The organism is Microbispora catharanthi, assembly GCF_006334915.2.
Lineage (GTDB): Bacteria > Actinomycetota > Actinomycetes > Streptosporangiales > Streptosporangiaceae > Microbispora > Microbispora catharanthi.
In genome coordinates this window covers 73841-97566 of record NZ_VDMA02000004.1, presented here as the reverse complement: position 1 = coordinate 97566, position 23726 = coordinate 73841, and the positions used below count along the sequence as shown (strand labels likewise).

Genomic DNA, 23726 nt, shown 5'->3' with positions numbered 1-23726 from the left:
CGGACCCGGCGTCCGGGCGCTCCCGTCTGCTGGAGAGCCGAATGTTCCTGAATCAGGTGCTCACGACGTCCGCGGCCCTGCTGCGCGGCGTGCTGCCCGAGCCGTTCCGCGACCTGCTTCCTTGCCCTCGTGAGGTGCACGTCTGCCCCGGCGGGTTGCGCATCCACCTGCGCGGGATCGGCCGGCCCGGCTCCGAGGCGGCGGCCGGCCTGCTGGAAGAACAGCTCGAGGCGGTCCCCGGCGTCGAGCGGGCAGAGGTCAACGGCCGCATCGGCGCCGTCTTCGTCGCCTGCGACCCGGAGCGGGTCGACCAGGACGAGCTGGTGGCCGTCACCGCGAAGCTCGACGAACAGGAGGAGCACGCCCACGAGAGCCCCGTCCACCTCGTGGAGGAGCACCTGCGGGCGACCGTGCGGCTGACGGCCGGCGTCACCGGAATCGGGCTGATCTTCCTGGGCAAGGCGATCCGGGCCCCGCGGCTCCCGGCGGTCGTGCCCGCCTTGCTGCAACTGGCCAACGCCACGCCGGCGATCCGCGAGCAGCTCGACCACCGGCTGGGGCGCCGTCCCACCGACGCCCTTTTCACCACCGCCAACCTCGTCACCCAGACCCTCACGCTTCGCCCCGTCGCGTTGTTCGTGCAGGCCGTCGCGAACGTGGGCCGCTACATCGAGGCCAGGGCCAGCCGATACGCCTGGGAGGGCCTCGAGGAGCGGCTGGCCGCACGGCCAGGGGCCTACCACCACATCCGGGCGGCGACCCGGCCGCGCCCGGTCCACCTGCCGCACGGTCCGATCGAGCGCTACGCCGACGTGGTCGCCCCGATCAGCGCCGCCGCGTACGCCGTGACGCGGGTGCTCACGCGGGGCGAACGGTCCGTGTCCATCCTCATCTCCGCCACTCCGCGGGTCGCCGACCTCAGCCGGGAGGCGTTCGCGGGCGCGATCAGCCGCGCGCTGGGCAGGCACGACACGGTCGTCTTCGACGCCGACTGCCTGCGCAAGATGGACCGTGTCGACACCGTCGTCCTGCACGCCGACGCGCTGACGACCGGCTCGTGGACGATCGACCGGGTCGAGCCGCTGCGTGAGGGGGAGGACACCGACGAGCTGTACTCCCGGCTCTACTCCCTCATCGACTTCTCCGACCCCGGCCACGCCAGGACCGTGGAGGGCTGGTCGGTCCGCCCGCTGCCGGACCCCGATCCCCTGCTCTCGGACGCCGGCCTCTGGCGGTCACGCGGGCTGCGTGCGGTGGAGGTGTCCAGGGACGGCGCCCGGGTCGCCGTCGCCGGTCTCGCCCCGGAGATCGACGCCCTGGCCGTACCCGTCGTCGGGGCGGCCAAGGCGGCCGGCACGGTCCTGCTCGCGGGCGGCGACGAGGGCCTGGCGCAGCGCCTCGCGATCGGCCGGACGCTGCCCGGAGGCCCCGAGCTCGCCGAGCACGTGCACGACCTGCAGGCGGCGGGCCACTGCGTGGTCGTCGTGTCCACGGGTGCCTGTCACTCGCTCGCCCAGGCCGACATCGGCCTCGGGGTGGTCGATCCCGCGGCATCCGAGCCCGGACGCATGGTGCCGTGGGACGCCGACATCGCCGGCGAGCTGCACGGCGTCCACCTGTTCCTGCGCTGCCTGCCCCGGGCGCGCGGCAACAGCGGGAACGGCGTGAAGCTCGGCGCGGCGGGCGCGTGCGTCGGCACCCTGCTGGCCGTCGCGGGCCCGGCCGGCACCGCCCTGCGCCGGGCGCAGCTCGCCAGCGCCGCCGTGTCGCTGGCCGCCATCGTGCTGGGCGAGTGGGACGGGCAGAACGCCGGCCGCATCCCCACGCCGGCCCGCGCCGACACCACCCCGTGGCACGCCATGTCCGCGCGTGAGGTGCTCTCCCGGCTCCGTTCCTCCTCCGAGGGCATCGCCGAGCAGGAGGCGGGCAGGCGCCGCGCGGAGGCCGCGCCCGAGGAGGTGGAGGGGCCGCACTCACTGGCCCGGGCCACGGTGGAGGAGCTGGCCAACCCGCTCACGCCTGCCCTCGCCACCGGCGCGGGCATCTCGGCCCTCGTCGGCTCGGCCCTCGACGCCGTGCTGATCGGCGGCGTCATGGTCATCAACGCGTTCCTCGGCGGCGTGCAGCGGTTCAAGGCCGACAGGGCGCTGCACCGCCTGACCGAGTCCACCGAGGTCCTCGTACGGCTGCGCCGTCCCGAGGGCGTCGTCGAGACGACGAAGGACGAGCTCGCGCCCGGCGACGTCATCGAGCTGCGCGCCGGGGACGCCGTGCCCGCGGACGCCCGCGTCATCAAGGCCGTGGGGCTGGAGGTGGACGAGTCCACGCTCACCGGCGAGTCCCAGCTCGTCGCCAAGACGGCCGCGCCGACCGTGGCGGCGGCCATCGCCGACCGCAGCTCGATGGTCTACCAGGGCACCTCGATCGCGGCGGGCAGCGGCCGGGCGGTGGTCGTCGCGACCGGCGACATGACCGAGTCGGGGCGCAGCGCGAGGCTCGCGGGCGAGCCGAGCCCGCCGACCGGCGTCGAGCTGCGCCTGCGGGAGCTGAGCAGCCGCATCCTGCCGCTGTCGATCGCCTCGGGTGTCGTGCTGCTCCTCACCGACCTCCTGCGCGGACGGCCGCTGGCCGCGGCGCTCACGCCCGCCGTCAGCCTGACGGTCGCCGCCGTGCCCGAGGGGCTCCCGTTCGTCGCCACCGTGGCGGAGCTGGCCGCTGCGCGGCGGCTGTCCAGGCGCGCCGCCCTGGTGCGCAACCCGTCCACCATCGAGGCCCTCGGCCGGGTCAACGTGCTGTGCTTCGACAAGACGGGCACGCTGACCGAGGGCCGCATCAGCCTGCGGCACCTGTCGGACGGGCGGGCGGGCCGTCCGATCGAGGAGGCGGACACCAGGCTACGGCGCGTCCTCGCCGCGGCCGTCCGGGCCAGCCCCAAGTCCGGCGGGGGACGGGTGATCGCCCATCCGACCGACCGCGCCGTGCTGGACGGCGCGCACCGGCTCGACGTCACGCCCCAGGAAGGGTTCGAGAGCTGGGAGCGCGTGGACGAGATGCCGTTCGAGCCGGGCCGGGGCTACCACGCCGTGCTCGGCCGCACCGAGCACGGGCACCTGCTCAGCGTGAAGGGCGCCCCCGAGATCGTGCTCACCCACTGCACCACCGTGCACCGCGACACCGGCCCTGTCGCCTGCGACGAGACCGTGCGCATGGAGCTGGAGCGCGAGGTGGAGCGGCTGGCCCGGCAGGGCTACCGCGTGCTCGCCGTCGCGCAGCGACCCGCCTCCGACCGGCGGGACCTCGACGAGTCGCGCATCGAGGAGCTGTGCTTCCTCGGCTTCCTCGGCCTGGCCGACCCGGTCAGGTCGACGGCCGCGGAGAGCGTCAGGCGCCTCGTGCGGGCCGGGGTCCGGATCGTCATGGTCACCGGCGACCATCCCAGCACCGCCGAGGCGATCGCGGTCGAACTCAACGCGCTGAACGGCCAGCGCGTCATGACCGGCCCCGAGCTGGACGAGCTCGACGACGAGACGCTGACCAAGGTGCTGCCCGACGTGGCGGTCTTCGCCCGCACCACGCCCGCGCACAAGGCCAGGATCGTCACGTGCCTGCGCCGCGCGGGTGAGGTCGTCGCCGTCACCGGCGACGGCGCCAACGACGCGCCCGCCATCCGCACCGCCGACGTCGGGATCGCCCTGGGGTCGCGCGCGACGCCCGCCGCGCGGGCCGCCGCCGACCTCGTCGTCACCGACGACCGCATCGAGACGATCGTGGACGCCATCGTCGAGGGCAGGGCGATGTGGACCTCGGTGCGCGACTCGCTGAGCATCCTTCTCGGCGGCAACATCGGCGAGATCGCGTTCACCGTGGGGACCAACCTGCTGGCCGGCGGGAGCGCGCTCAACGCCCGGCAGCTCCTGCTGGTCAACCTGCTCACCGACATGGTGCCGGCCATGGCGGTCGCCGTACGGCCGCCCGCCTCGACCGATCCGGACAAGCTGCTCGCCGAGGGCCCGGAGGCGTCGCTGGGCGCGTCGCTGACCCGCGACATCTACCTTCGCGCGGCGGTCACGACGGCGGCGGCGACGGCCGCGTGGATCCTGGGACGCATGACCGGCACCCGCGTGCGCGCGAACACCATCGGTCTGGTGGCGCTCGTGTCCGCGCAGCTCCTGCAGACGCTCGCGGGTGGCGGCCGGGACAGGATCGTCGTGCTCGCGGCGCTGTCGTCGCTGGCCGTCCTGTGGCTCATCGTCACGGTGCCGGGAGTCAGCGCCGTCTTCGGATGCCGGCCGCTCGGCCCGGCGGGCTGGGTCATCGGGCTGGGCAGCGCGGCCGCCGCCACGCTGGTGGGGATGCTCGTGCAGCGCCCGGTCAGGGAGGCGACGACCCGCGCCGAGGCCGAACGTCGCAGGACCACGGCCCACCTGCCCGTCCCGGCCTGACCGCGCCGGCCGCCGCCCGCCGGTGGGTCCGTACGGCGGTCAGGGGCGGGCCGCCTCCGCCGGCCGTATGGACGTGCGCGTGGTCCGTGCCCCGGCGGCGGGGTGGCCGGGCCACCAGAAGCGGTCGCCCCGCGCTCACCGTGATCATGGACGCCTCGCGCGAGGGGCGACCGCTCACCCCCGGGGCTCTGGGCGCGGCGGCCCTCGCGAGCCGGTTCTTCGCACCGCTCGGGCGGCGGATGTCGGCGGCGCTCGAAGATTTCACCCCAGAGGAGCGCCGGGTCATCGGACGCTTCCTCGGACGGGGCATCGAGGCCGTCGTCGCGGCCAGGCAGGAGACGGCCGACGACGACGCGTGACGGCGGAGCGGCCTCAGTGGATCACGGCCGACCGGGAGACCGCCCTCACCACGGGACCGGGTTCCGTCTCACCTGGCCCACAGACGCTTCCTGTGACGTCACCACGAGAGTTCGAGCACCGATCGTGGCGGCCGGCCTGATCCTCAGCGGTGGCGGCGCAGGCCCTTGCCGCCGTGACGGTGCTTCTTCCCCTCTCCCCGGATTGCACGGTGCTGCCGCGCCGTGTGGTCGTGGGACTTGTGCGTGCGCGGGGTGTGGGCGTGCGGAGTGTGGGCGCGCGGCTTGTCCGTCACCTGGAACTTCTGGAACCCGAAGTCGGGCAGCGTGATCGGCTTGGAGGGGTCGTCCGAGATCGGGACGATGAACACGTCTTTCCGCACGCCGTCCTTGCTCTTCGTGTGATAGACGGCCTGCTTCGGCTCGCCGGCCTGCCCCATGAGGGGAGCGGGGCCTGCGGCGACGGGCATGGCGACGGGCATGGTCACGGGCGCGTACCCCGGGCCGTTGTCAGGGCCGGAAGGGCCGTAGTAGGGGTTGTAGACCGCCGTGTCGGGCGGCGCCGCGATCGGCGCCGTGCCGCCCGTGGAAGGGCCCGCGGGCGGCGCGGGGTCCGCGGACGCGACCGGTCCGGCGATCAGGGTCGCGGCGAGGGCGGCGGCGGCCGAGCAGATGATCATGAGTCTCCCCCGAGGTCACGGATCGTACGAGGAAGACGGTAGGCAGCACGCCGCCGCCGATCGCGCGCCCCGTGCTCAGTGTCGGGTCAAAGCTCAGAATCTCTTGGCAGCGGGCCCCCGACGATCGACTCAGGGGAGCGGGCTCAGGTGGACGACCTTGGTGTGGGTCATCTCGTCGAGCAGCTCCGGGCCGTACCCGAAACCGTGCCCGCTGGCCCGGAGCGGCTGGGCCGCGCCGCCGGGCGCTCCGCCGAAGACCGCGTTTATCTTCACCGTGCCCACCGGCAGCTCGCGCCAGGCCCGCTGGGCGTTGGCCATCGACGGGGTGAGGACGGTGGCCGCCAGGCCGTACCTCGACTCGCGGGCCAGTTCAAGCGCCTCGTCGAACGACTCGACCACCCGCACCGCCGCGACCGGCCCGAACGTCTCCTCGCGCATGACGTCCATGTTCTCCGTGCAGTCGGCCAGGACGGTCGGCGGATAGAAAGCCCCCGGCCCCTCGGGCACGTATCCGCCGGTCAGCAGTCGTGCCCCCGCCTCGATCGCGCCGCGTACGTGCCGGTCCACGACGTCGCGCTGGGCCCGGTCGACGAGCGGCCCGAGCGCCGTCTCCTCGTCCATGCCGGGCCCCATGCGCAACTCCTCGGCCCGCTGCGCGAGCGCGGCGAGGAACTCCTCGGCGACGTCGCGGTGGACGTAGACGCGCTCGGCGGAGGTGCAGATCTGCCCGGCGTTAGCGAAGCAGCCGGTCGCCGCCTGCCCCGCGGCCCACTTCACGTCCACGCCCGCGTCCACGATCAGCGGGTCCTTGCCGCCGTTCTCCAGCAGGGTCTTGGCGCCGGTGCGCGCGGCCACGGCGGCGATGGCCCGGCCCGCGGCGGTCGAGCCGACGTGCGCGACGAGGTCGAGGCCCGGGTGCGCCGCCAGGGCCTCGCCCGGGTGGCGGTCGCCCGGCACCATGGTCAGCACCCCCGGCGGCAGCTCCGCCGCCATCAGCTCGGCGAGCAGCGCCCCGGTGTGCGGCGTGCGCTCCGACGGCTTGTGCACGACCGTGTTGCCGGTCACCACGGCCGCGCCGACGAGCCCGCAGGCGATGGCCACCGGGTCGTTCCACGGCGTGATCACCGCGACCACGCCGCGCGGCTCGTGGACCATCAGGTCGGTGGCGTCCCAGCCGCCCTGCAGGCTCCGTCCCCGGTGCAGCGGCCCCAGCTCGGCGTACTGCCGGAGCGTGCCGATCCCCGCCGCCACGCCGCCGCGGCTGTCGCCGATCGGCTTGCCCATCTCCCTGGTCACCAGCTCGGCCAGCTCGTCCGCGCGGGCCTCGATCCGGTCGGCCATCCGGTGCAGGCACGCGGCCCGCTCGGCGGGAGCCGTACGGGCCCAGCCGGGCTGGGCGCGGCGGGCCGAGTCGACCGCCCGCTCCACGTCCTCGGCGCACCCGGCGGGGAAGTCGCCCACCGGTTCCCCGGTCGCCGGGTCGGCGACCGTGCGGTCCCGCTCGCTCGCGCTCGCCGTCCACGCGCCGTCGGTCAGCACCCAGCGATCCCTGTCCCGCACCCCGGTTCTCCTCCCGTTACTCGCACAGCCGCGGTCGCTCTACCCGTGCTCGCTACCCCCCGGCACGTACGGTTATCACCCGGCTTCCTACACTTCCCGTATGCGACGGCTGAGCAGCACAGTGGTCGTGGTGGCCGGGGAGCGGGCCGCCGAGGTGATCTCCGGGCTCGTCGGTCTGCACAACGTGCGGGCGATCACCCGGGGAGAGCGGACCCCCGCCGAGATGACCGACGTGGTCACACGGGCGAGCGCGACGTACGTGCTGCACGACGCCGATCCCCTGGCCGAGGTCGGCGAGGCGTGGACCGGCTTCTTCGACGGGACGACGCCGGTGGGCGGCCTGGAGGTCGCCGTCGAGGCGGCGGTCGGCGCGCTGCGCGCCGAGCGGCTGGTGCTGCCCGACTACTACATCGTCCTCGACCCCGACGGCCTGACGCCCACCCGGCGGCACTGGTGGCTCGGCGTGCTCGCCGGGGCCGCGCCGACCCGGGTGGTGCCGAGCCCCGCCTCGGCCGGCGCCGTGAAGGAGACGTTGCGCGGGCTGTCCGCGGGTCGCTGGTGGCCCGCCGACGTGGAGGGGTGGCTGCGCGGCCTGCCCCGCCAGGTGCCCGACCGGGTCGGCCTCCCCGGCGCCACCGCCTGACCGGCGGCCCGGGGCCGCGCCGGGCCGATCACCGGGCTGATCACCGGGCCGGTCGCGGGCTGATCACCGGGCCGGTCGCGGGCCGGTCGCTCAGAGGGCGGTGAAGTCGGCGAAGTCGAAGCCGGGTGACACGACGCAGCTCACCAGCACGCCCTCGGCCCCCGCCGGACGGGCCGCCTGCCAGGTGCCCGCCGGCACCACCGCCTGCGGGACCTGTCCGTTCTCCACATCCGGGCCCAGGACGACGACGTCCTCCCGGCCGGGCCGCTCGCCCGCGCCGCCGAGCACGAGCGTGAGCGGCCCGCCCCGATGCCACAGCCACACCTCGTCGGACCGCACGGCGTGCCAGACCGACTCCTCGCCCGGCTCGAGCAGGAAGTAGATGCCCGTCGCCGTCGCCCGCGCGCCGCCGTACCCGGGAGGCTCGACGGAGGCCGCCGCCCGCCACGTCTCGCGATACCACCCGCCCTCGGGGTGGGGCAGCAGGCCGAGAGCCTCGGCGACCGGGGGACGCGCCTGGATCGCCACGAACGCCCCGGAGACGTCCCGGCGCAGGAAGCGGAGGGGGGCGCCCGGGTCGTCCTCGTCCACCGCCACGACGGGATCCGTGCCGGCGAAGGCCGCGGCGGCGATCCGCAGCGCCTCCTCGTCGTCGCGGGCGGACAGCCCGGGGCCGCCGGGGTAGGCGTCCAGCGTCATCAGCAGCACGCGGCCGATCGTACGGCAGGGCGGCGCGCCGGGTCCGCGGGCCTGGCGGGGCCGCCTCGACGGGAACGCATGCGCCGACGGCGCCGTCCAAACCGGCGTTACTTGATCGTTATGGAATCGGCCGCACAAAACAGCGGTTTCGCACGTTCCAAGTCAGTGCAATTCCCTGTGAAACACCCCCAATGAGGAGTAGACCGTGAATACCCTCCGGCGGGCGGCCCACGTCACACTGACCGTCGCCGCCATCGCCGTCGCTACGGCCTGCTCGGCGGGAGGCACAACCACTCCCGCCGCATCAGTCACTGGTGCGGCCGGTACGGCCACTCAGGCTCCGGCCACTCAGGCCCCGGACGCCAAGGCGGCGGCACTCGCCCCGCGCGCGGCGTCCCAGACGGCACGCAAGGCAGGAAAGCCGAAGCTCGGCATCGCCGACATCACGCCCATGGGCGAGAAGGTCGAGCGGGTCGGCGTCGGTTTCCCCATCATCGTCACCTTCGACCGCGCGGTGCGCGACAGGGCGGCCGCGGAAGCGGTGCTGCAGGTCCAGGCGGAAAAGCCCGCCGAGGGCGCGTGGCGCTGGGTCTCCGACCGCAAGGTCGTCTACCGCACCAAGACCTACTGGAAGCCGCACCAGAAGGTCCTGTTCACCGCCAGGCTGAGCCAGATCCCCGGCAACGAGGCCGCCAAGGACGTCTCGCGCCGCTTCGCCGTCGGCACCGCCAACATCTCGGTGGTCGACACCAGGAAGCACGTGATGAAGGTGCGCCGCGACGGGAAGCTCGCCAAGACCATCCCGATCAGCGCGGGCCGCGGCGGCCTGCCGCGGGGCGGCGTCGACGTCTACCTCACGACCACCGGCGTGCACCTCGCGATGGGCAAGAAGCGGGTCGAGACGATGACCTCGTCCTGGCTCGGCGTCACCGACCCCAAGGACCCGCTCTACTACAAGCTGGAGATCCCCTGGGCGGTCCGGATCTCCGACAGCGGCGAGTACGTCCACCAGAGCGCGGGCGACTACCAGTTCCTGGGCAAGTCGAACCAGAGCCACGGCTGCGTGCGCGCCACACCCGCGGGTGCCAAGTGGTTCTACGGCATCAGCCAGCGCGGCGACGTCATCGAGGTCACCGGCACCAAGCGCAAGCTCGACTGGCGCAACGGCTGGAGCTACTGGCAGCTGAACTGGAGCCAGTGGAAGCGGGGCAGCGCGCTGCCCGCCGGCTCGGCCTCGGCCTCGGCATCGCCCTCGGCCTCTCCGTCCGCCGACCAGGACGCCCTGCAGGGATAGGCCCTCCGCTCCGCACGGCGCTCCCGCCCCCGGTCCGTACGGCCCAGGGCGGGAGCGCCGCCTGCTTTCCTGCGCCTTTCGAGCCTCAGGTCGTGAGGGTTCTCCAGGACTCCACGGTCGCCTCGGCGATGCTCTCCACGCGGCGGCCGTACGCCGGGTATCCGTCGGAAACGAGGCTGCCGTCCTTGAACGGCAACCCGCAGAAGCCGGCGCGGAAGGGCCCGGGGGATCCGCCCCGCGGGAGCGGCGCATACTCCGCGAGCGGGGCCATGTCATAGCCCGACCGCGCCCCGTGCCTGTTCCGCGCCACCTGATGCGCCGCCACGCGGAGCAGCGCGTCGAGGCCCTTGTCCAGGTAGAGCTGCAGCAGGCGGAACTGACCGTCGAGGTACTTGTCGTGGGCCCTGGCGGGGTGCTGCAGGAGATACGCGCAGACCACGGGCGTGTGCCACCTGTACATCTCAGGATCGGCCTGCTCTTCGGCCAGGATCGCGTGGTAGTAGTCCGCACACTCGCCCAGCGGACCCGCGGGCGCGCCGCACTCGCACCGACCCATACCGGAGCTGTCCGTCATGCCCCGCACCATAGGCAGCCGGCGACAGCCGTGTCGACGGCATTTCGCGCAACTCAGAGAGCACTGCTCTTGACATGTCTCACGGAGAAGAGAGAGCATTGCTCTCGTTAAAGAGCACTACTCTCTCGGAGATGTCCATGTCGCTGCTCTATTCGGGTCCGTCCCTGGCCGTCCTGCACGACGAGTACGCCGCGCGGGGACGCGTCGACCCCGACGCCCAGCTGACCTCCTCGTCCCGGCTGGTCGTGGACGTGCCCGTGGACCGGGTCTGGGCGGTCATGGCCGACCTGCGGACGTGGCCGTCGTGGGTCTCCGGCATCCGGATCCTCGAACTCGGCGACGTACGCCCCGGTGCGTCCTTCCGGTGGCGCCTGAACGGCGTGCCCCTGCGGTCGCGGTTCGCGGTGGTCGACCCCCAGCGGGAACTCACCTGGACGGGCACCTTCCTCGGCCGCTACCGGGCGGTGGACCGGCACGTCCTGGAGCCGCTGGAGGGCGGGCGCACGAGGATCACCGTGGAAGAGTCGCTCGCCGGTCCGCTGCTGCCGCTCTTCTACCGGAAGTCCATGCTCCGGGCCAACCACGAGCAGTGGCTCGCGGATCTCGCCCGCGCCGCCGCCTGAGCCGTCCCGCCCCGCCGCCGGTCTGGGGAGCGGGGAGTGAGCCTCCTGGAAAGACCGGCGTGAAAGCGATCGGGCCCTGCGGCGGAGTAGAGGTGATGACCCACAGAAGGGACGCCTCGCGAATGCCCGCTCCCCCGGAAGCTCCGGCGGATCTCGACGACGCCGTGCTCATCGAGCGGTCGTGGCATCGGCCGGAGCTGTTCGCTGCGCTTTACGAGCGCTATTTCGGCGAGATCCACCGTTATGCGGCGGCGCGGCTCGGCACGCAGGTCGCCGACGACCTCGCCGCCGAGACCTTTCTCGTCGCGTTCCGCAAGCGCGACGGCTTCGACCCCGCCCGCGGCTCCGTACGACCCTGGTTGTACGGCATCGCCACGAATCTCGTCGCCCAGCACCGCAGGAGCGAGCGCCGGAGGCTGGAGGCGTTCCAGCGGGCGCCGGTGGACCGCGGAGCGGTGTCCGGCCACGAGGACCGGGTGGCGGCGCGGGTCACCGCCGCGAGCGCACAGGGGCCGCTGGCAGCGGGGATCGCCGGGCTGTCCAACGGCGACCGGGACGTCCTGCTCCTGGTGGCGATCGCCGGACTGAGCCATGAGGAGATCTCCCAGACCCTCGGCATCCCCGCGGGCACCGTCGGTTCCCGGCTCAGCCGGGTGCGCCGGAAGCTTCGCGGGGCTCTGGGAGGCGTCAACCCCCTGATCGGAGGCACCGATGGATGACCTGACCCGCCCGACGGGCTCCCCCCGGACCTCCGAACCCGACGAACTGGCCGCCGTCCGCGACCTCCTCGTCGAGCCAGCACCCACCGCCGCAGCCTTCGACGCGGGCCGCGCCCGGCTGATGGCCGCGCTGGCCCTCGCCGCCCAGGACGGTCCGTACGCGCCGGACGGCGACCCGCACCGGGACGGAGCGGGTCCCGGGCCGGATCACGGCCCGTCGGAGCCGGAGCCGGCACGCTTCGGGAGGGGCCGGCGACAGTCTCGGGCAAGGGGCGTGCGCCGCTCCCCCGAAAGCCGCTCCCCCGAGCACCGCCTCACCGGGCGGCGGGTCACCGTGGGAGCACTGCTGGCGGGGGCGGCCGCTGCGGCCGCCCTGATCGTCACCACGGCCGTCGCACCTGAAGGCCGGGTGGTGCTCACTCCCACCAGTGGGGCATCGACGGGAACGCCGGCCGCCGAAACCATGGGCGGTGCGGGGAACGCCCGACAGATCCTGCTCGCCGCCGCCTCCGCCACGGCCAGGACGTCCGACCGGCCCGGCGCCTACTGGCGCATGAATACGACCTATATCCAGCGATTTCTCTCGCCCGACCGTCGCTACCTCCTCCAGAGGGGAGTGTCCGGGGAGATGTGGCTCGCCCCCGACCCCGCCCGGCCGAGCTGGAGGATCACGCGGCCTCTCGGTGTGAAGCCGGCGACTCCCGAGGACGAGGCGGCCTGGCGCGACGCCGGTTCGCCCCGCGAGTGGCGCTATCCGCACGACGTCGACGGCCTCGGCGACCTCGGCCCGGAAGAGGAGGTCCGTTCCGCACCGGAGGAGCCCACAGGGTCACGGCTTGCCGGGCGGTGGATCGGCTCGGCCGGTGTCCTGGCCAAGCAGCCGATCACCTGGGCGGAGCTGGGTCGCATTCCCAGCGGCACGGAGAAGCTCAGGAACTACCTGAAGGCACGGATCAGCCGGCAGACGAAGAAGTATCACGCGCTCGACCCGCAGCGGGAGATGGACAACCGGCTGCAGGGAGCCTGCGTGGAGATCCTCAGGGGGCTGCCCGTCTCTCCCGAGGTGCGGGCGTCGGCGTACCGGATCCTGGCCGAGCTGCCCGGCATCACCGCCGTGGGAGAGGTCACCGACGCGCTGGGCCGTACCGGCCAGGGCCTCACCTATCGGGCGGGCGCGGAGGGCACCGACGTCACGATGGTGGTCGACCCCGGCAGCGGGCTGTTCCTGTCGGCGGAGACCCGCAGCGCGGGCGTGGACGCCGGTGGCCGGACGGTGACCGTCGGCACCTTCGTCGCGTACGACGACAGCAGCTGGACCGACGAGGAGCCCGACCTGCCGGCTCAGCACGACTGACCCGCGCCCGACCCGCAGACGAAACGTAGATATACCGAAAAAGCCGAAATTCGGCTCTTCGGATAATTCCACATACCCAGAGGGGCTGTGGAAAAAGTCGACGGGCGATGCCGGGCGATGCTTTGATGAGCAGTAGCGAAACAAACGCCGGCCAAAGGGCAAAAACATGCTTAAGATGCTTCTCCAGCAAATGGCGGCACTGCTCGAACCCGACGACGACCTGCACCTGGGCGACGACGCGCACGCCCTTGACCAGAATGACGACGCGGACGAAACGGAAGATCTGGACGACGACTTCTGACGTTTCCCCTGAAATCCCCCCACAATCTAGAAAGCCCCCAAATGACGTTCACGCTTCATGACGTACGCTCTCGGACATATAAGGCGCGCGACGCCTGGTGGACCGTTTTCCTGGTGGATCCCCTGGCGGGCCGGCTGGTGCTGACGACCGCCAACCGCACGTCCATCACCCCCAACCAGATCACCTGGGGCGCTTTCGTGCTCGGCCTCGGCTCGGCCTGGTGCTTCCTTCAGGCCGAGTGGCCGTGGCTGGCCGCCGGGGCCGCCGTCTACCACGTGAGCTTCGTCCTCGACTGCATGGACGGGAAGATCGCGCGACTCAAGGGAACGGGGACGGTCCTCGGCGGCTGGCTCGACTACGTGTTCGACCGGATCCGGGTGCTGGCCTGCACCGCCGCGCTCATGTGGGGGCAGTACCGCGCGACCGGGCAGGAGGTCTATCTGCTCCTCGGCATCGCAGTGGTGTTCCTCGACATGCTGCGCTACGTCGACGCCCTGCAGATCGCGAAGGTCCGGCGCCAGATGCGCCGCACACTACGGCACGCCTACGAACAGTCGGTGTCCGGCGATCCGGCCGCGCTGCCGGCGTCCCTGTTACACGAGGACCTTGACACCGACCCCGACGAGATCAGGGTCCGCCTGACGCAGGCCGTGGACCTGCAGCAGGAGTTCCGCAGCCGCTTCTCCTGGTACCCCGGCATGCGGGAGTGGCTGCGCGAGCACCGGATCCGCACACACCTGGTCAGCGGCATCGAGTTCCAGATGGCGGTGTTCATCGTCGGCCCGCTGCTCGGCGCGGTCATCCCGGTCACGATCGGCGCGGCCGCCCTGCTGCTCCTCTTCGAGGCCCTCATCATGTACAAGCTCCTGCTGTCGTCGCGTGATCTGAACCGCGCGCTGGCCGCGATCCGCACGTCCGCCGAACCGTCCGCCTCGGGGACGCCCGCCGGTTGAGCGTCCTCACCGCTGACCGCACGGATAGAGGTGCCGCCGCGAGGGGTAGCGGTGGGACATGACCGAACGCGAGGAGCCCGCCGGCCGGCCCGATCCCGGCCACCGCCGCCCCGAGGGGCTGGACGACGTCACCGTCGACGCGCTGGGCAGGCTCAGCAAGGCACTGGAGACGATCCATCGGGTCAGAGGCCACCTGTACTCCTTCCACCAGCTCACCGGGACGGCGGACTTCGAGCTGGACAACGCCGTACGGCTGCTGCGGCAGGCCGGGCACGACAAGTGGGCCGACCGGATCGAACGCGAGCTGATCGGCCGCAACGTCATCCAGGGCCGCTGGACCTTCCAGATCGTCGAGGAGTACGACGACGGCTACTACGCGACCTTCCAAGAGCTGGAACGCCAGGCCCGCAACGAACTGGCCGGAGGGCGCCGCCACCTCTACGAGGCCGAGTTGAAGCAGCAGCGGCGCACGCCCGGGCAGCCCGGCCACGAGACCACACCCTGAGACCCGGATTCCCGTCCGGTAGTCCACGAACGTTCACCGGGAGCGAGGGAGGGAGCGGAAGGAGCGAGGACCGGAGGTTGCTTCCGGCGCAGCGACCGACCCGGCCAAGGTCCGTGAACACCCCACTGGTCAGTGATCGTCGCGTCCGCCGAGGAGATGCACCCGTCCCCACACGCCGAGCGGCGCCAGCGCCTCGTTCAGCGTGACGCCGAGCGGGGTCAGCGAGTATTCGACGTGCGGCGGCACCTCGTCGTACACCTCGCGGTGCACGATGCCGTCGGCCTCCATCTCGCGCAGGTGCGAGGCGAGCACCTTCTCGGTCACGCCCGGGAGCATCCTGCGCAGCTCCCCGAAACGGCATGGGCGTTCGTTCAGCGTCCAGAGGATCGAGCTCTTCCACTTGCCGCCGATCACCTCCATCGCCGCGTCGATCCCGCATTCGGCCGCTCCCGGACGCCGCGCGGTCCGCATGGTTCATCCCCTCCTGGCTGCTCGCTCACCCCGGGGTAAGCACCCACTTCGAAGTGCGTACTTGATCGTCTCGGGGCTCGTGACCAGCCTAATCGGCATGACCCACAACACTGAGAAGTCTCCGCTGTCCCTTCTCGGGCTGGGCGCGATGGGCGGCGCGCTCGCCCGCGCCTGGCTCGCCGCCGGGCATCCGCTGACCGTCTGGAACCGCACCGCCGGCCGGGCCGAGGCCCTCGCCCGCGAGGGGGCGCGCGTCGCCGCGACCGCCGCCGAGGCCGTGGCCGCGAGCGACCTGGTGGTCGTCTGCCTGCTGGACCACGCCTCGGTGGACGACGCCCTCGCCGTCGCCGACCTGTCCGGCAAGGACCTGGTCGACCTCACCACCGGCACTCCGGAGGAGGCCCGCACCCGCGCCCGGTGGGCCGAGGAGCGCGGCGCCCGGTTCCTCGACGGCGGCGTCATGGCGGTCCCGCCCATGATCGGGGTGCCGGGCTCCGGGGCGTACGTCTTCTACAGCGGCTCCCCGGCGGTGTTCGAGGCCCACGCGGGCACGCTGGCCGCACCCGCCGCCACCGTCTACACGGGCGAGGACCCCGGGCTCGCCGCCCTCCACGACGTGGCGCTGCTCAGCGCGATGACGGGCATGTTCGCGGGGGTGGCGCACGCCTTCGCGCTCGTCCGGGAGGAGATCCCCCCGAAGGACTTCGCCGACCTCGTCGTGAGCTGGCTGAGCGCGATGACCCCGTACGCGTACGGGATCGCCGAACATCTGGACAGCGGCGACTACACGAAGAACGTCACGTCCAACCTCGCGATGATGGTGCGGGGCAACGCGACCCTGCTGCGTACGGCCGAGGAGCAGAAGGTCAGCCCCGAACTGCTCACGCCCTTCACGACCCTCATGGAGCGGCGGCTCGCGGACGGCCACGCCGACGAGGGCACCACGGGGGTGATCGACCTGCTGCGGGTGCCCTGATCCGTCTCCTGGCCCGTCCCCTGGCCCTGGCCGCCCGCGCGGGAAAGTTATCCTCACAGGAGGATGCCGACCACGTCGAGCGAGGTGAGGCCGTGACCGAACGCAAGCCCCTCGGAGTGAGTTTCGAGTCGTGGATCGACCGGCAGATCCGCGAGGCCACCGAGCGTGGTGAGTTCGACGACCTGCCGGGCGCCGGCAAGCCGATCCCCGGCCAGGGCGAGCCGCACGACGAGATGTGGTGGATCAAGCAGAAGATGCGCGCGGAGAACCTGTCGTTCCCGCTGCCGGGGACGCTGGCGCTGCGCAAGGAGGCCGAGGAGGCGAGGGCGGAGGCGCTGGGCGCGCGCACCGAGGCCGAGGCGCGCAGGATCACCGAGGAGATGAACGCCAAGATCCGCGACAGCTACCGCACGCCCCTGTCCGGTCCGCCCGTCGTGCAGCCGCTCATCGACGTGGACGAGGTCGCCGCCGAGTGGCGGGCCCTTCATCCGGTCGCCGAGAAGAAGCCCGCTCCTCCGAAAGACCCGAAAGACCCGAAAGACCCGAAGCGCCCGAAGCGCCCGAAGCGCCCGAAGCGCTCCTTCCTCCGATGGTTCGGCCGCCGCTGACCCGCCCGGTCCACGACCTGACGAAAGTCAGGTGAGGACCTCCCGATCGCCCGCTGTGCCGCCCCTCCGGCCGCTCGTACCGTACGTGACCTGCGAACGGAAAGAGCTCGGAGGGGAACCACGGTGCGCATGCGCGAAATCGCCGCGACCGCCGGTCTGGCCGGTGTGCTGCTGCTCACGACGGGAGCGACGGCGGTGAGCGCCGCGACGCGGGCGGCACCCCCGGACGGACGGCGCGGCCTGACCGCGGAGTCCGTCGACCGCTACGTACACGACTACATCCGGCGCACGGACCTGCCCGGTGCCGTCGTGACGGTCGTCAAGGGCGACCGGGTCGTGTACGCCGCCGGGCACGGTCACACGGCCGGCGGCGAGGCGATCACCGCGGACACTCCCATGCCGCTCGCCTCGCTGTCGAAGTCGTTCACCGCCCTGGGGGTGCTGCGCCTCGCCGACGAGGGCAGGATCGACCTCGACGCGCCGGTTCGGCGATATCTGCCCGAGTTCACCATGGCCGACGCCCGGGCTGAGAAGATCACCGTGCGGCAGCTTCTCCAGCAGACCTCGGGCATGAGCGACCGGACCTTTCCCGAGCTGACGCTCCCCGCGCCGGACGACCTCAAAAGCGCCGTCGCGATGCTCAGGACCGCGCCGCTCGCCGCGGCGCCGGGCACCAGGATGATCTATCACAACCCCAACTACGCGGTCGCGGCGCGGCTGGCCGAGGTGGTGTCGGGGATGCCGTTCGCCGACTTCATGGCCGCCACGGTGTTCACGCCGCTCGGCATGACGTCCACCCGGACGGTGGACACCACGGAGGAACTGCCCGGCGCCGGCGCCGGATACGTCCGCGCGTACGGCCGGGTCGTCGAGCGCGCGCACCCGAAGTGGTTCGTCAACGGCTCCTACGGGGTCGTCAGCACCACCCACGACCTGGCCAAATGGCTGATCACGCAGAACGGCCACGGCGGCGTCCTCCCCCGGGACCTCGTCGAAGCCACCCAGACCCCGTCCGGCGTGGGCGGCAGCACGTACGGCATGGGGTGGTCGGCCGAGCGCACGGCCGGAGGGGCGCCGATGCTGCGGCACACCGGCTGGCTGCTCACCCACAACTCCGCGCAGACCCTCCTGCCCGGGAGCGGGTGGGGCATCGCGGTCGTCACCGACACCGGGATGATCTCCGGCGACGACGCGCTGATCATCAGCGACGGCCTGGTCGACCTGATCGAGGGACGGCCCGACGCGGGCGCGGCGCCCTTCACCACGAAGGCGGACCCCTGGCTGGGTGGCCTTTCGCTGCTCAACCTGGCCCTCGGCGTGACCGGAGTGCTGCGCTCCGGCCGCTGGGCCCGCCGCCGCGCACACCGGCGCGCCTGGCGGGTGATCGCGCGGCTGGTGCCCTACGCGCTGCCGGTCGCGTTCTACCTGGGGCTGGCGGAGCTGGCCGGGGTGCTGCTGAACCGGGTGGGCACGCTGGACCAGCTCACCTACGTCTGGCTCGCGCTGTACGTCTGGGCCGCCACCGGCGCGCTGGCCGCCGTCACCGTCGTGGCCGCCCGTCTCGTCCACGCCGTACGCCTCCGGCGACGGGCCGTTGGTAACGTCCACATATGAGAGGTAGGGCGGATTTTGGGCAGAATGCGATGATCCGCGTCCTGCTGGCGGACGACGAGGCACTGATCCGCGCCGGCATCGCGAGCATCCTCGCCACGGCCGGCGACATCGAGGTCGTCGCCGAGGCGGCCGACGGGCACGAGGCCGTCGACCTCGCCCTGCGGCACCATCCCGCCATCTGCCTGCTCGACATCCGGATGCCGCGGCTCGACGGGCTCAAGGCCGCCGCCGAACTGCGCCGGGTCCTCCCCGAGGTCGCCGTCGTGATGCTCACGACGTTCAACGAGGACGACTACGTGACGAGCGCGCTCGGTTCCGGCGCGTCGGGTTTCCTCCTCAAGTCGGGCGACCCACGCGAACTGATCGCGGGGGTCCGCGCCGTCGCCGCGGGTGGCGCCTATCTGTCCCCCGCCGTCACGCGGCGGGTCATCACCCGCCTCCGGGCACGCCCGCTCGGCACGGAGGCCGCCGCCCGCGCCCTCGTGGACGAGCTCGGCGACCGCGAGCGCGAGGTGCTCACGCTGGTCGGAGCCGCCATGTCCAACGCCGAGATCGCCCGGCGCCTGCATCTCGTCGAGGGCACGGTCAAGGGGTACGTCAGCCAGATCCTCAGCCGTCTCGGCCTCCGCAACCGCGTCCAGGCCGCGATCCTCGCGTACGAGGCGGGTCTCGTGGCCGATGCTCCGCTCGACCGGAGGGCGTGAGGTGGTGCGGCCGTCCCGTCTGCTCGACCTCGGGCTGTGGCTGGCGGTGTGCGGGCCGCCCGTCGCGCTGGCCGTCGATGACGCCGACGCCCGGCAGGTGGCGGTGGCGGCCGTGGCCGTGCCGCTGTTCGGGGCCGCCACGGCAATGAGCCGGAGGTGGCCGCTGGCGGCGCTCGCCGTACCGGTGGCGGTGAGCCTGGCCCTGGACGTGCAGATGTTCGGCCCCCTGTCCTGGACGTGGGCGGCGCTGGTGGTCTTCGGCTACCTGGCCGGGCACCGGATGGCGACCGCCCGGCCGGCGCTGTGGTTCTTCGCGGCCGTCGCCCTCGCCGGGCTGCCGCTGTCCGCGCTCGTCCTGCGCGACCTGTGGGGCTGGCCCACGCAGCTCATCACGCTGCTGCTCGCGGTGGTGGTGCCCTGGCTGCTCGGCCGCTGGCGCCGCCAGCACGCCGAACTGGTCCGCACGGGCTGGCTGCTCGCCGACCGGCTGGAGCGCGAGCAGCGGGCCGTCGCCGACCGTGCCCGCCTGCGGGAGAGGGCGCGCATCGCGGGCGACATGCACGACTCGCTCGGCCACGACCTGACGCTCCTCGCGGTGCGCGCCGGCGCCCTGGAGCTCGATCCGGGCCTGGACTCGCGGCAGCAGACGGCCGTACGCGAGCTGCGTGAGGCCGCCGCGGCCGCGACCGAGCGGCTGCGCGAGATCATCGGCGTGCTGCGTGCGGACGACGACGAGGACGTCGCCGTGCCGCCACGTGAGGAGAGCGTCGAGACGCTCGTCGAGCGCGCCCGCGACTCCGGTGTGCCGATCGTCGTCGAGCACCCGGACGACCCCCCGGGCGACCACCGGGGCGACCACCGGGGCGACCACCGGGGCGACCACCGGGGCGACATCGACGGACTGCCCCCGATGACCGCGCTCGCCGTGCGCCGCGTGCTTCAGGAGGCCCTGACGAACGCCGCCAAACACGCTCCCGGCGCGACCGTACGCGTCCGGCTCGCGTCCGGCGACGGCGTCGTCACGCTCCGCGTGGTCAACGACCCGGCCCCGGCGGCGGCCCCACCGGGCGTGGCCTCGGGCGGTTCCGGGCTCGTCGGGCTGGCGGAACGGGTGCGCCTGGCGGGCGGCGTCCTGGGGGCCGGCCCGGCTCCCGGCGGGGGTTTCGAGGTCACGGCCGAACTGCCCGTCACCGGCGTCCGGGCGGCTCACGAGCAGGTGCGGACAGCGGCCGGCCCCGGCACGCCCGAGACCACGGCGACCCGGGAACTGCACCTCGCCCGGCGGCGGGTGCGGCGGCGCCTGGCGCAGGCGGTGGGGATTCCCACGGCCGTGCTGACCGGGATCTTCGCGCTCCTGATCCCGTTGCACTTCGTCAGCTCGTCGTTCTCCGTCCTCGACCCGGCGACGTACGAGGGGCTGAAGGTGGGCGAACCACGCGACGACGCGCGGTCCCGGCTGCCCGCGTTCACCAGGGACGGCCCGCCGGACGGCACTCCGGCTCCACCACGCGGCCAGGACTGCGTCTACTACACCATGAAGACCGGTCCCGACCGCGCCTACCGCCTGTGCTTCGCCCGCGACCGGCTCGTCTCGAAGGCCGTCGTGCCCACCCCGTGACGACGCGGGTTTCAGCAAGATCCAAGCCGGTTCCAGGAGCGCGCCGCGATCCTCTTGACATCGGCGGCGTCCCGCTGCCGGAGGACAGGAACGCGGCGAACGGCCATGGCCCCGATTTTGTCGGCGGCGGCTGCCACGATGTCGCGAAACGACCAAGGGAGCCCAGGTGCCCGATCGTCTCGCCCCCTTCCGGTGGCTGACGGCCCCGGCGACGGACAACGTGCGCAACCCGCTGGGCGACATCTTCACCGTGTCGTTCTTCCACGGGGTGGAGCCCGCCGATGTCGCGGCCCGTTTCGAGCCCGCCGGAGCGGCGGTCCGCTCGATGAGCTTCGGCGAACTCGACGACGAGATCGCGGAGTTCATCGAGGAGACCGACGGCGGCGACGGCGGCGGATACGTCGGCATCACCCGCATCGGCGAATGGAGCATGGCGATCGAACCGTGTGGCTGGCACACCGCGCTGGGCGAGAACCTCGCGCGCCTCGCGCAGGGATGCGAGGCGGTGGCCGTCGGACGTCACGACTACGCCGAGCACAGCTTCCTGTACGCCGTGGACGGCGAGATCCTCACCGCCTTCACACCGCACGCCTCGGTCAACCGCTGGGGCAGCGACCCGGACCGGCTGAAGGAGCCGATGCGCAGGGTCGGGCTGCCGCTGACCGCCACGACCGGCAAGGCGGCCTGGGACACCCGGTGGGACGACGCGCTCCCCAAGGCGTTCGCGCTCGCCGCCAGGATCACCGGGGTGGCCCTCGCCCCGGACTCCTTCGACGGGCCGCTGCTGGTCGCCTCCATCACCGAGTGGTCCCAGGTCTAGGCGTCTTGTCTGTGTCTTGTCGGGGGGCTCTGCTACACACGGGTCATGACCTCACCCGCCGCCCAGCAGCTCGGCATCGTGCCGTCCGTGTTCGCCGTCCAGCACCTGCCGCAGGCCACGTTCCCCGAAGACGACGACTGGATCGCGCTCGTCCGCGCCCCGGAGGGCCTCACCGTGATCCGCGAGGCCTGGCCGACGGGGTCCGGCGACCGGTGGATCGGTCTGTACGGCGGGGGCACGGGACACGAACTGGACGTCCCGGGCATGCTGGCGGCGATCCTGAACCCCTTGGCCGAGGCGGCCGTCCCGGTGTTCGTCGCCTCGACGTTCCACGCCGACCTGGTCCTCGTGCCCGAGCCGAGGATCAAGCAGGCGATCACCGTCCTGGAGGAGGCGGGACACCGGGTGGACACCCGCCACCTGCGCACGCCCGACTCGTAGTGCTCGACGTCGTCGGTCATCCGGGTGTCCCGGACGGCATGCGAACCGGATGCCTCAGCCGGGACTCACCCGATCGGGTTCCAGCCGTCGGATCCGGCCAGGTACTTCTGCGGTGTGTAGTTGGACGCCTGCGAGTCGCTCATCTGCGGGCGGTTGGAATTCACCGTGGCGCCCGCGCCGGTGTTCTTGTATTCGAAGAAGCGGGCGTTCTTCCAGGAGTTGCCGGACATGTCGGTCCAAGGCTGGGAGGTCTTGATGGTCGAGCTGAGCGACGACTCCCGGTAGAGCACCTGAGCGCTGGGGCCCCAGGGCCTCCCCAGCTGGGTGGTGTTTCCGGCCGCGCCGGTGATGCGGGACCGGTAGACGAGGAAGCCGTAGGTCTTGGCGGCGTCGGTCCTGGCGGCGGTGATGGGGGCGCCGCTGCTGCGCTTCTCGTAGATGTCGCAGTCGTTCAGAACCGCGGTGCCACCCCCGAAGATGAAGTCGACGGTGCCCTCGATGTAGGAGCTCTTGACGTAGGTGCGGGCGGAGTCGTTGATCAGGAAGGTGTCCTGGTCGCCGAGCAGGCGGACGTTCGACAGGACCGCCCGGTCGGCGTTGAGGTTCAGCGCGACGGCCTGCTGGTTGACGGTGGTGCCGTCCTCCACGTAGTCGTTGGAGATCGTCAGGTTGGTCAGGGCGGAGTCGTGGCCGTTCACGAACGCGGTGGCGCTGTTGAAGGTGCCGCCGTTCCCCCCGGCGTAGTGGTTGTCGACGATCACGACGTCCCCGGGCGACGAGCCCAGACCCTGCAGCGTGATGTACGGCTTGTTCGCCGGGATCGTGACGATCTCCCGGTACGTGCCCGGCTTGATCGTGATCACCTTCCGGCTGGAGTTGCCCGAGGCCACCGCGTCGATCGCCGCCTGCACGGTCCGGTACGTGCCGGTCCCGTCGGCCGCCACCGTGGGCTTCCCGCTGGTGGGCGAGGGTGTGGGCGACGGCGAGGGTGAGCGCGTGGGTGAGGGCGAAGCCGAGGGCGAGAGCGTGGGGGTGGGCGAAGCCGAGGGCGAGAGTGTGGGGGTGGGCGACGGTGTGGGTGAGGAGGTGATGGTGGAGCCGGTGCAGGTGACGCCGTTCAGGGTGAAGGAGGCCGGCGTGGGGTTGGATCCCGACCAGCTGCCGTTGAAGCCGATGGACACCGATCCGCCGGTGGCGATGGCGGCGTTGTAGTCCACGTTCGTGGCCGTGACGTTCTGCCCGCTCTGGCTGAAGGTGGCCGACCATCCGGTGTCGACCTTCTGGCCGCTGTCGGGGAAGGTGAACCCGAGGGTCCAGCCGTTGATCGCGCTGCCCAGGTTCTGGATCGTGATGGCGGCGGTGAAGCCGCCCGGCCAGTCGTTGGTGGTGTAGGTCACGGCGCATCCGGTCGCGGCCTGCGCCGTTGTGGCGGTGGCCAGGCCGGTCAGGGCGGTGACTCCGGCGAGGACGCCGATCAGCCCGGCGCCGGTTGTGGTTCTGCTTTTCAAACCCGAGCTCCTTGCAGGTCGTGCAGGGCCCCTGACCGAGGATTGATTCCTGGCCCCACAAGGGTTTTCATGCACCTGAACAACGTTCATCTACAGGAACATCGCGCATCAAGTTACGAGCCCATCGATCACCGGTCAACGACGCGCCGCGGCGGCTTTCCGCGTACGACGGCTCTCACTTGCACAGGAACCACCGAAGACGACGGACGGGATCCAGGACCGGCTGAAACTTTCAGGGAGAATATTGGAAAGTCAGGACGCAC

23 protein-coding genes are annotated in these 23726 nt (G+C 72.4%); 17 read left to right on the top strand and 6 right to left on the bottom strand.

The genetic code is table 11. From position 1 onward, the window contains the following. Positions 1–41 precede the first annotated feature (41 nt). Both FH610_RS08795 and FH610_RS08790 read left to right on the top strand, forming a co-directional pair. Positions 42–4442: an HAD-IC family P-type ATPase gene (locus FH610_RS08795; protein ID WP_139573794.1), complete on the top strand. Its 4401-nt coding sequence runs from the start codon at positions 42–44 to the stop codon at positions 4440–4442. Between the two features lie 146 nt (positions 4443–4588). Beyond that, on the top strand, positions 4589–4801 hold the full coding sequence (locus tag FH610_RS08790) for a hypothetical protein (RefSeq protein WP_139573793.1): 213 nt from the start codon (positions 4589–4591) through the stop codon (positions 4799–4801). Positions 4802–4944: 143 nt separating this feature from the next. On the opposite strand, the gene FH610_RS08785 is transcribed toward FH610_RS08790, so the two are convergent. Both FH610_RS08785 and FH610_RS08780 read right to left on the bottom strand, forming a co-directional pair. Beyond that, the gene (locus FH610_RS08785; RefSeq protein ID WP_139573792.1) at positions 4945–5478 is read right to left on the bottom strand and encodes a hypothetical protein; all 534 of its coding nucleotides are present in this window, start codon (positions 5476–5478) and stop codon (positions 4945–4947) included. Between the two features lie 129 nt (positions 5479–5607). Then, entirely contained in the window at positions 5608–7038 is a 1431-nt protein-coding gene (locus tag FH610_RS08780) for an aldehyde dehydrogenase family protein (RefSeq protein WP_240808847.1), read from the bottom strand. 100 nt (positions 7039–7138) lie between these two features. On the opposite strand from FH610_RS08780, the gene FH610_RS08775 reads away from it, so the two are divergent. Beyond that, positions 7139–7681 carry a hypothetical protein gene (locus FH610_RS08775; RefSeq protein ID WP_139573791.1) on the top strand — a complete coding sequence of 181 codons (543 nt, stop codon included), beginning with the start codon at positions 7139–7141 and terminating at the stop codon, positions 7679–7681. A 90-nt stretch (positions 7682–7771) separates the two neighbouring features. On the opposite strand, the gene FH610_RS08770 is transcribed toward FH610_RS08775, so the two are convergent. Further along, complete coding sequence (locus FH610_RS08770; protein WP_167538704.1) at positions 7772–8380, bottom strand: cupin domain-containing protein; 609 nt, start codon at positions 8378–8380, stop codon at positions 7772–7774. Between the two features lie 205 nt (positions 8381–8585). Between FH610_RS08770 and FH610_RS08765 the strand changes: the two genes are divergently transcribed. Beyond that, the gene (locus FH610_RS08765) at positions 8586–9674 is read left to right on the top strand and encodes a L,D-transpeptidase (RefSeq protein ID WP_139573790.1); all 1089 of its coding nucleotides are present in this window, start codon (positions 8586–8588) and stop codon (positions 9672–9674) included. 85 nt (positions 9675–9759) lie between these two features. Here the strand turns inward: FH610_RS08765 and FH610_RS08760 are convergent, their stop codons facing one another. Then, positions 9760–10248: a DUF5946 family protein gene (locus FH610_RS08760; protein ID WP_139573789.1), complete on the bottom strand. Its 489-nt coding sequence runs from the start codon at positions 10246–10248 to the stop codon at positions 9760–9762. A gap of 131 nt (positions 10249–10379) precedes the next feature. Between FH610_RS08760 and FH610_RS08755 the strand changes: the two genes are divergently transcribed. From FH610_RS08755 to FH610_RS08735, 6 genes are all read left to right on the top strand, one after another. After that, a complete protein-coding gene (locus FH610_RS08755) occupies positions 10380–10871 on the top strand; it encodes an SRPBCC domain-containing protein (protein WP_139573788.1) in 492 nt (163 codons plus the stop codon). A 95-nt stretch (positions 10872–10966) separates the two neighbouring features. Continuing rightward, the gene (locus tag FH610_RS08750) at positions 10967–11590 is read left to right on the top strand and encodes an RNA polymerase sigma factor (protein WP_240808846.1); all 624 of its coding nucleotides are present in this window, start codon (positions 10967–10969) and stop codon (positions 11588–11590) included. Continuing rightward, positions 11583–12944, top strand: a complete 1362-nt coding sequence (locus FH610_RS08745) for a CU044_5270 family protein (RefSeq protein ID WP_139573787.1) — start codon at positions 11583–11585, stop codon at positions 12942–12944. Before FH610_RS08750 ends, FH610_RS08745 begins: the two co-directional genes overlap by 8 nt. A gap of 175 nt (positions 12945–13119) precedes the next feature. Continuing rightward, entirely contained in the window at positions 13120–13245 is a 126-nt protein-coding gene (locus FH610_RS45120) for a hypothetical protein (protein WP_276607641.1), read from the top strand. A 113-nt stretch (positions 13246–13358) separates the two neighbouring features. Next, complete coding sequence (locus tag FH610_RS08740) at positions 13359–14198, top strand: CDP-alcohol phosphatidyltransferase family protein (protein WP_338104525.1); 840 nt, start codon at positions 13359–13361, stop codon at positions 14196–14198. A gap of 58 nt (positions 14199–14256) precedes the next feature. Beyond that, positions 14257–14703, top strand: coding sequence for a hypothetical protein (locus FH610_RS08735; protein ID WP_139573785.1), 447 nt, complete (start codon positions 14257–14259; stop codon positions 14701–14703). Between the two features lie 129 nt (positions 14704–14832). Here FH610_RS08735 and FH610_RS08730 read toward each other — a convergent pair whose 3' ends face one another. Beyond that, positions 14833–15174, bottom strand: coding sequence for a winged helix-turn-helix transcriptional regulator (locus FH610_RS08730; protein WP_139573784.1), 342 nt, complete (start codon positions 15172–15174; stop codon positions 14833–14835). A 97-nt stretch (positions 15175–15271) separates the two neighbouring features. On the opposite strand from FH610_RS08730, the gene FH610_RS08725 reads away from it, so the two are divergent. The 7 genes from FH610_RS08725 (at position 15272) to FH610_RS08695 (ending at position 21955) form a co-directional block, all read left to right on the top strand. Further along, the gene (locus tag FH610_RS08725; protein WP_139573783.1) at positions 15272–16150 is read left to right on the top strand and encodes an NAD(P)-dependent oxidoreductase; all 879 of its coding nucleotides are present in this window, start codon (positions 15272–15274) and stop codon (positions 16148–16150) included. Positions 16151–16242: 92 nt separating this feature from the next. Beyond that, positions 16243–16758, top strand: a complete 516-nt coding sequence (locus FH610_RS08720) for a DnaJ family domain-containing protein (protein WP_139573782.1) — start codon at positions 16243–16245, stop codon at positions 16756–16758. A gap of 129 nt (positions 16759–16887) precedes the next feature. Next, on the top strand, positions 16888–18372 hold the full coding sequence (locus FH610_RS08715; RefSeq protein ID WP_240808878.1) for a serine hydrolase domain-containing protein: 1485 nt from the start codon (positions 16888–16890) through the stop codon (positions 18370–18372). A gap of 29 nt (positions 18373–18401) precedes the next feature. Continuing rightward, positions 18402–19076: a response regulator gene (locus FH610_RS08710; protein WP_139573780.1), complete on the top strand. Its 675-nt coding sequence runs from the start codon at positions 18402–18404 to the stop codon at positions 19074–19076. A gap of 4 nt (positions 19077–19080) precedes the next feature. Next, positions 19081–20694 carry a sensor histidine kinase gene (locus tag FH610_RS08705; protein WP_205825637.1) on the top strand — a complete coding sequence of 538 codons (1614 nt, stop codon included), beginning with the start codon at positions 19081–19083 and terminating at the stop codon, positions 20692–20694. A gap of 166 nt (positions 20695–20860) precedes the next feature. Further along, positions 20861–21514 (top strand): DUF6461 domain-containing protein, encoded by a 654-nt coding sequence (locus FH610_RS08700; protein ID WP_139573778.1) that lies wholly within the window; start codon positions 20861–20863, stop codon positions 21512–21514. Positions 21515–21559: 45 nt separating this feature from the next. Further along, positions 21560–21955: an ACT domain-containing protein gene (locus tag FH610_RS08695; RefSeq protein ID WP_139573777.1), complete on the top strand. Its 396-nt coding sequence runs from the start codon at positions 21560–21562 to the stop codon at positions 21953–21955. Between the two features lie 65 nt (positions 21956–22020). Here the strand turns inward: FH610_RS08695 and FH610_RS08690 are convergent, their stop codons facing one another. Next, positions 22021–23463 carry a pectinesterase family protein gene (locus FH610_RS08690; protein ID WP_240808845.1) on the bottom strand — a complete coding sequence of 481 codons (1443 nt, stop codon included), beginning with the start codon at positions 23461–23463 and terminating at the stop codon, positions 22021–22023. Between the last annotated feature and the right edge of the window lie 263 nt (positions 23464–23726).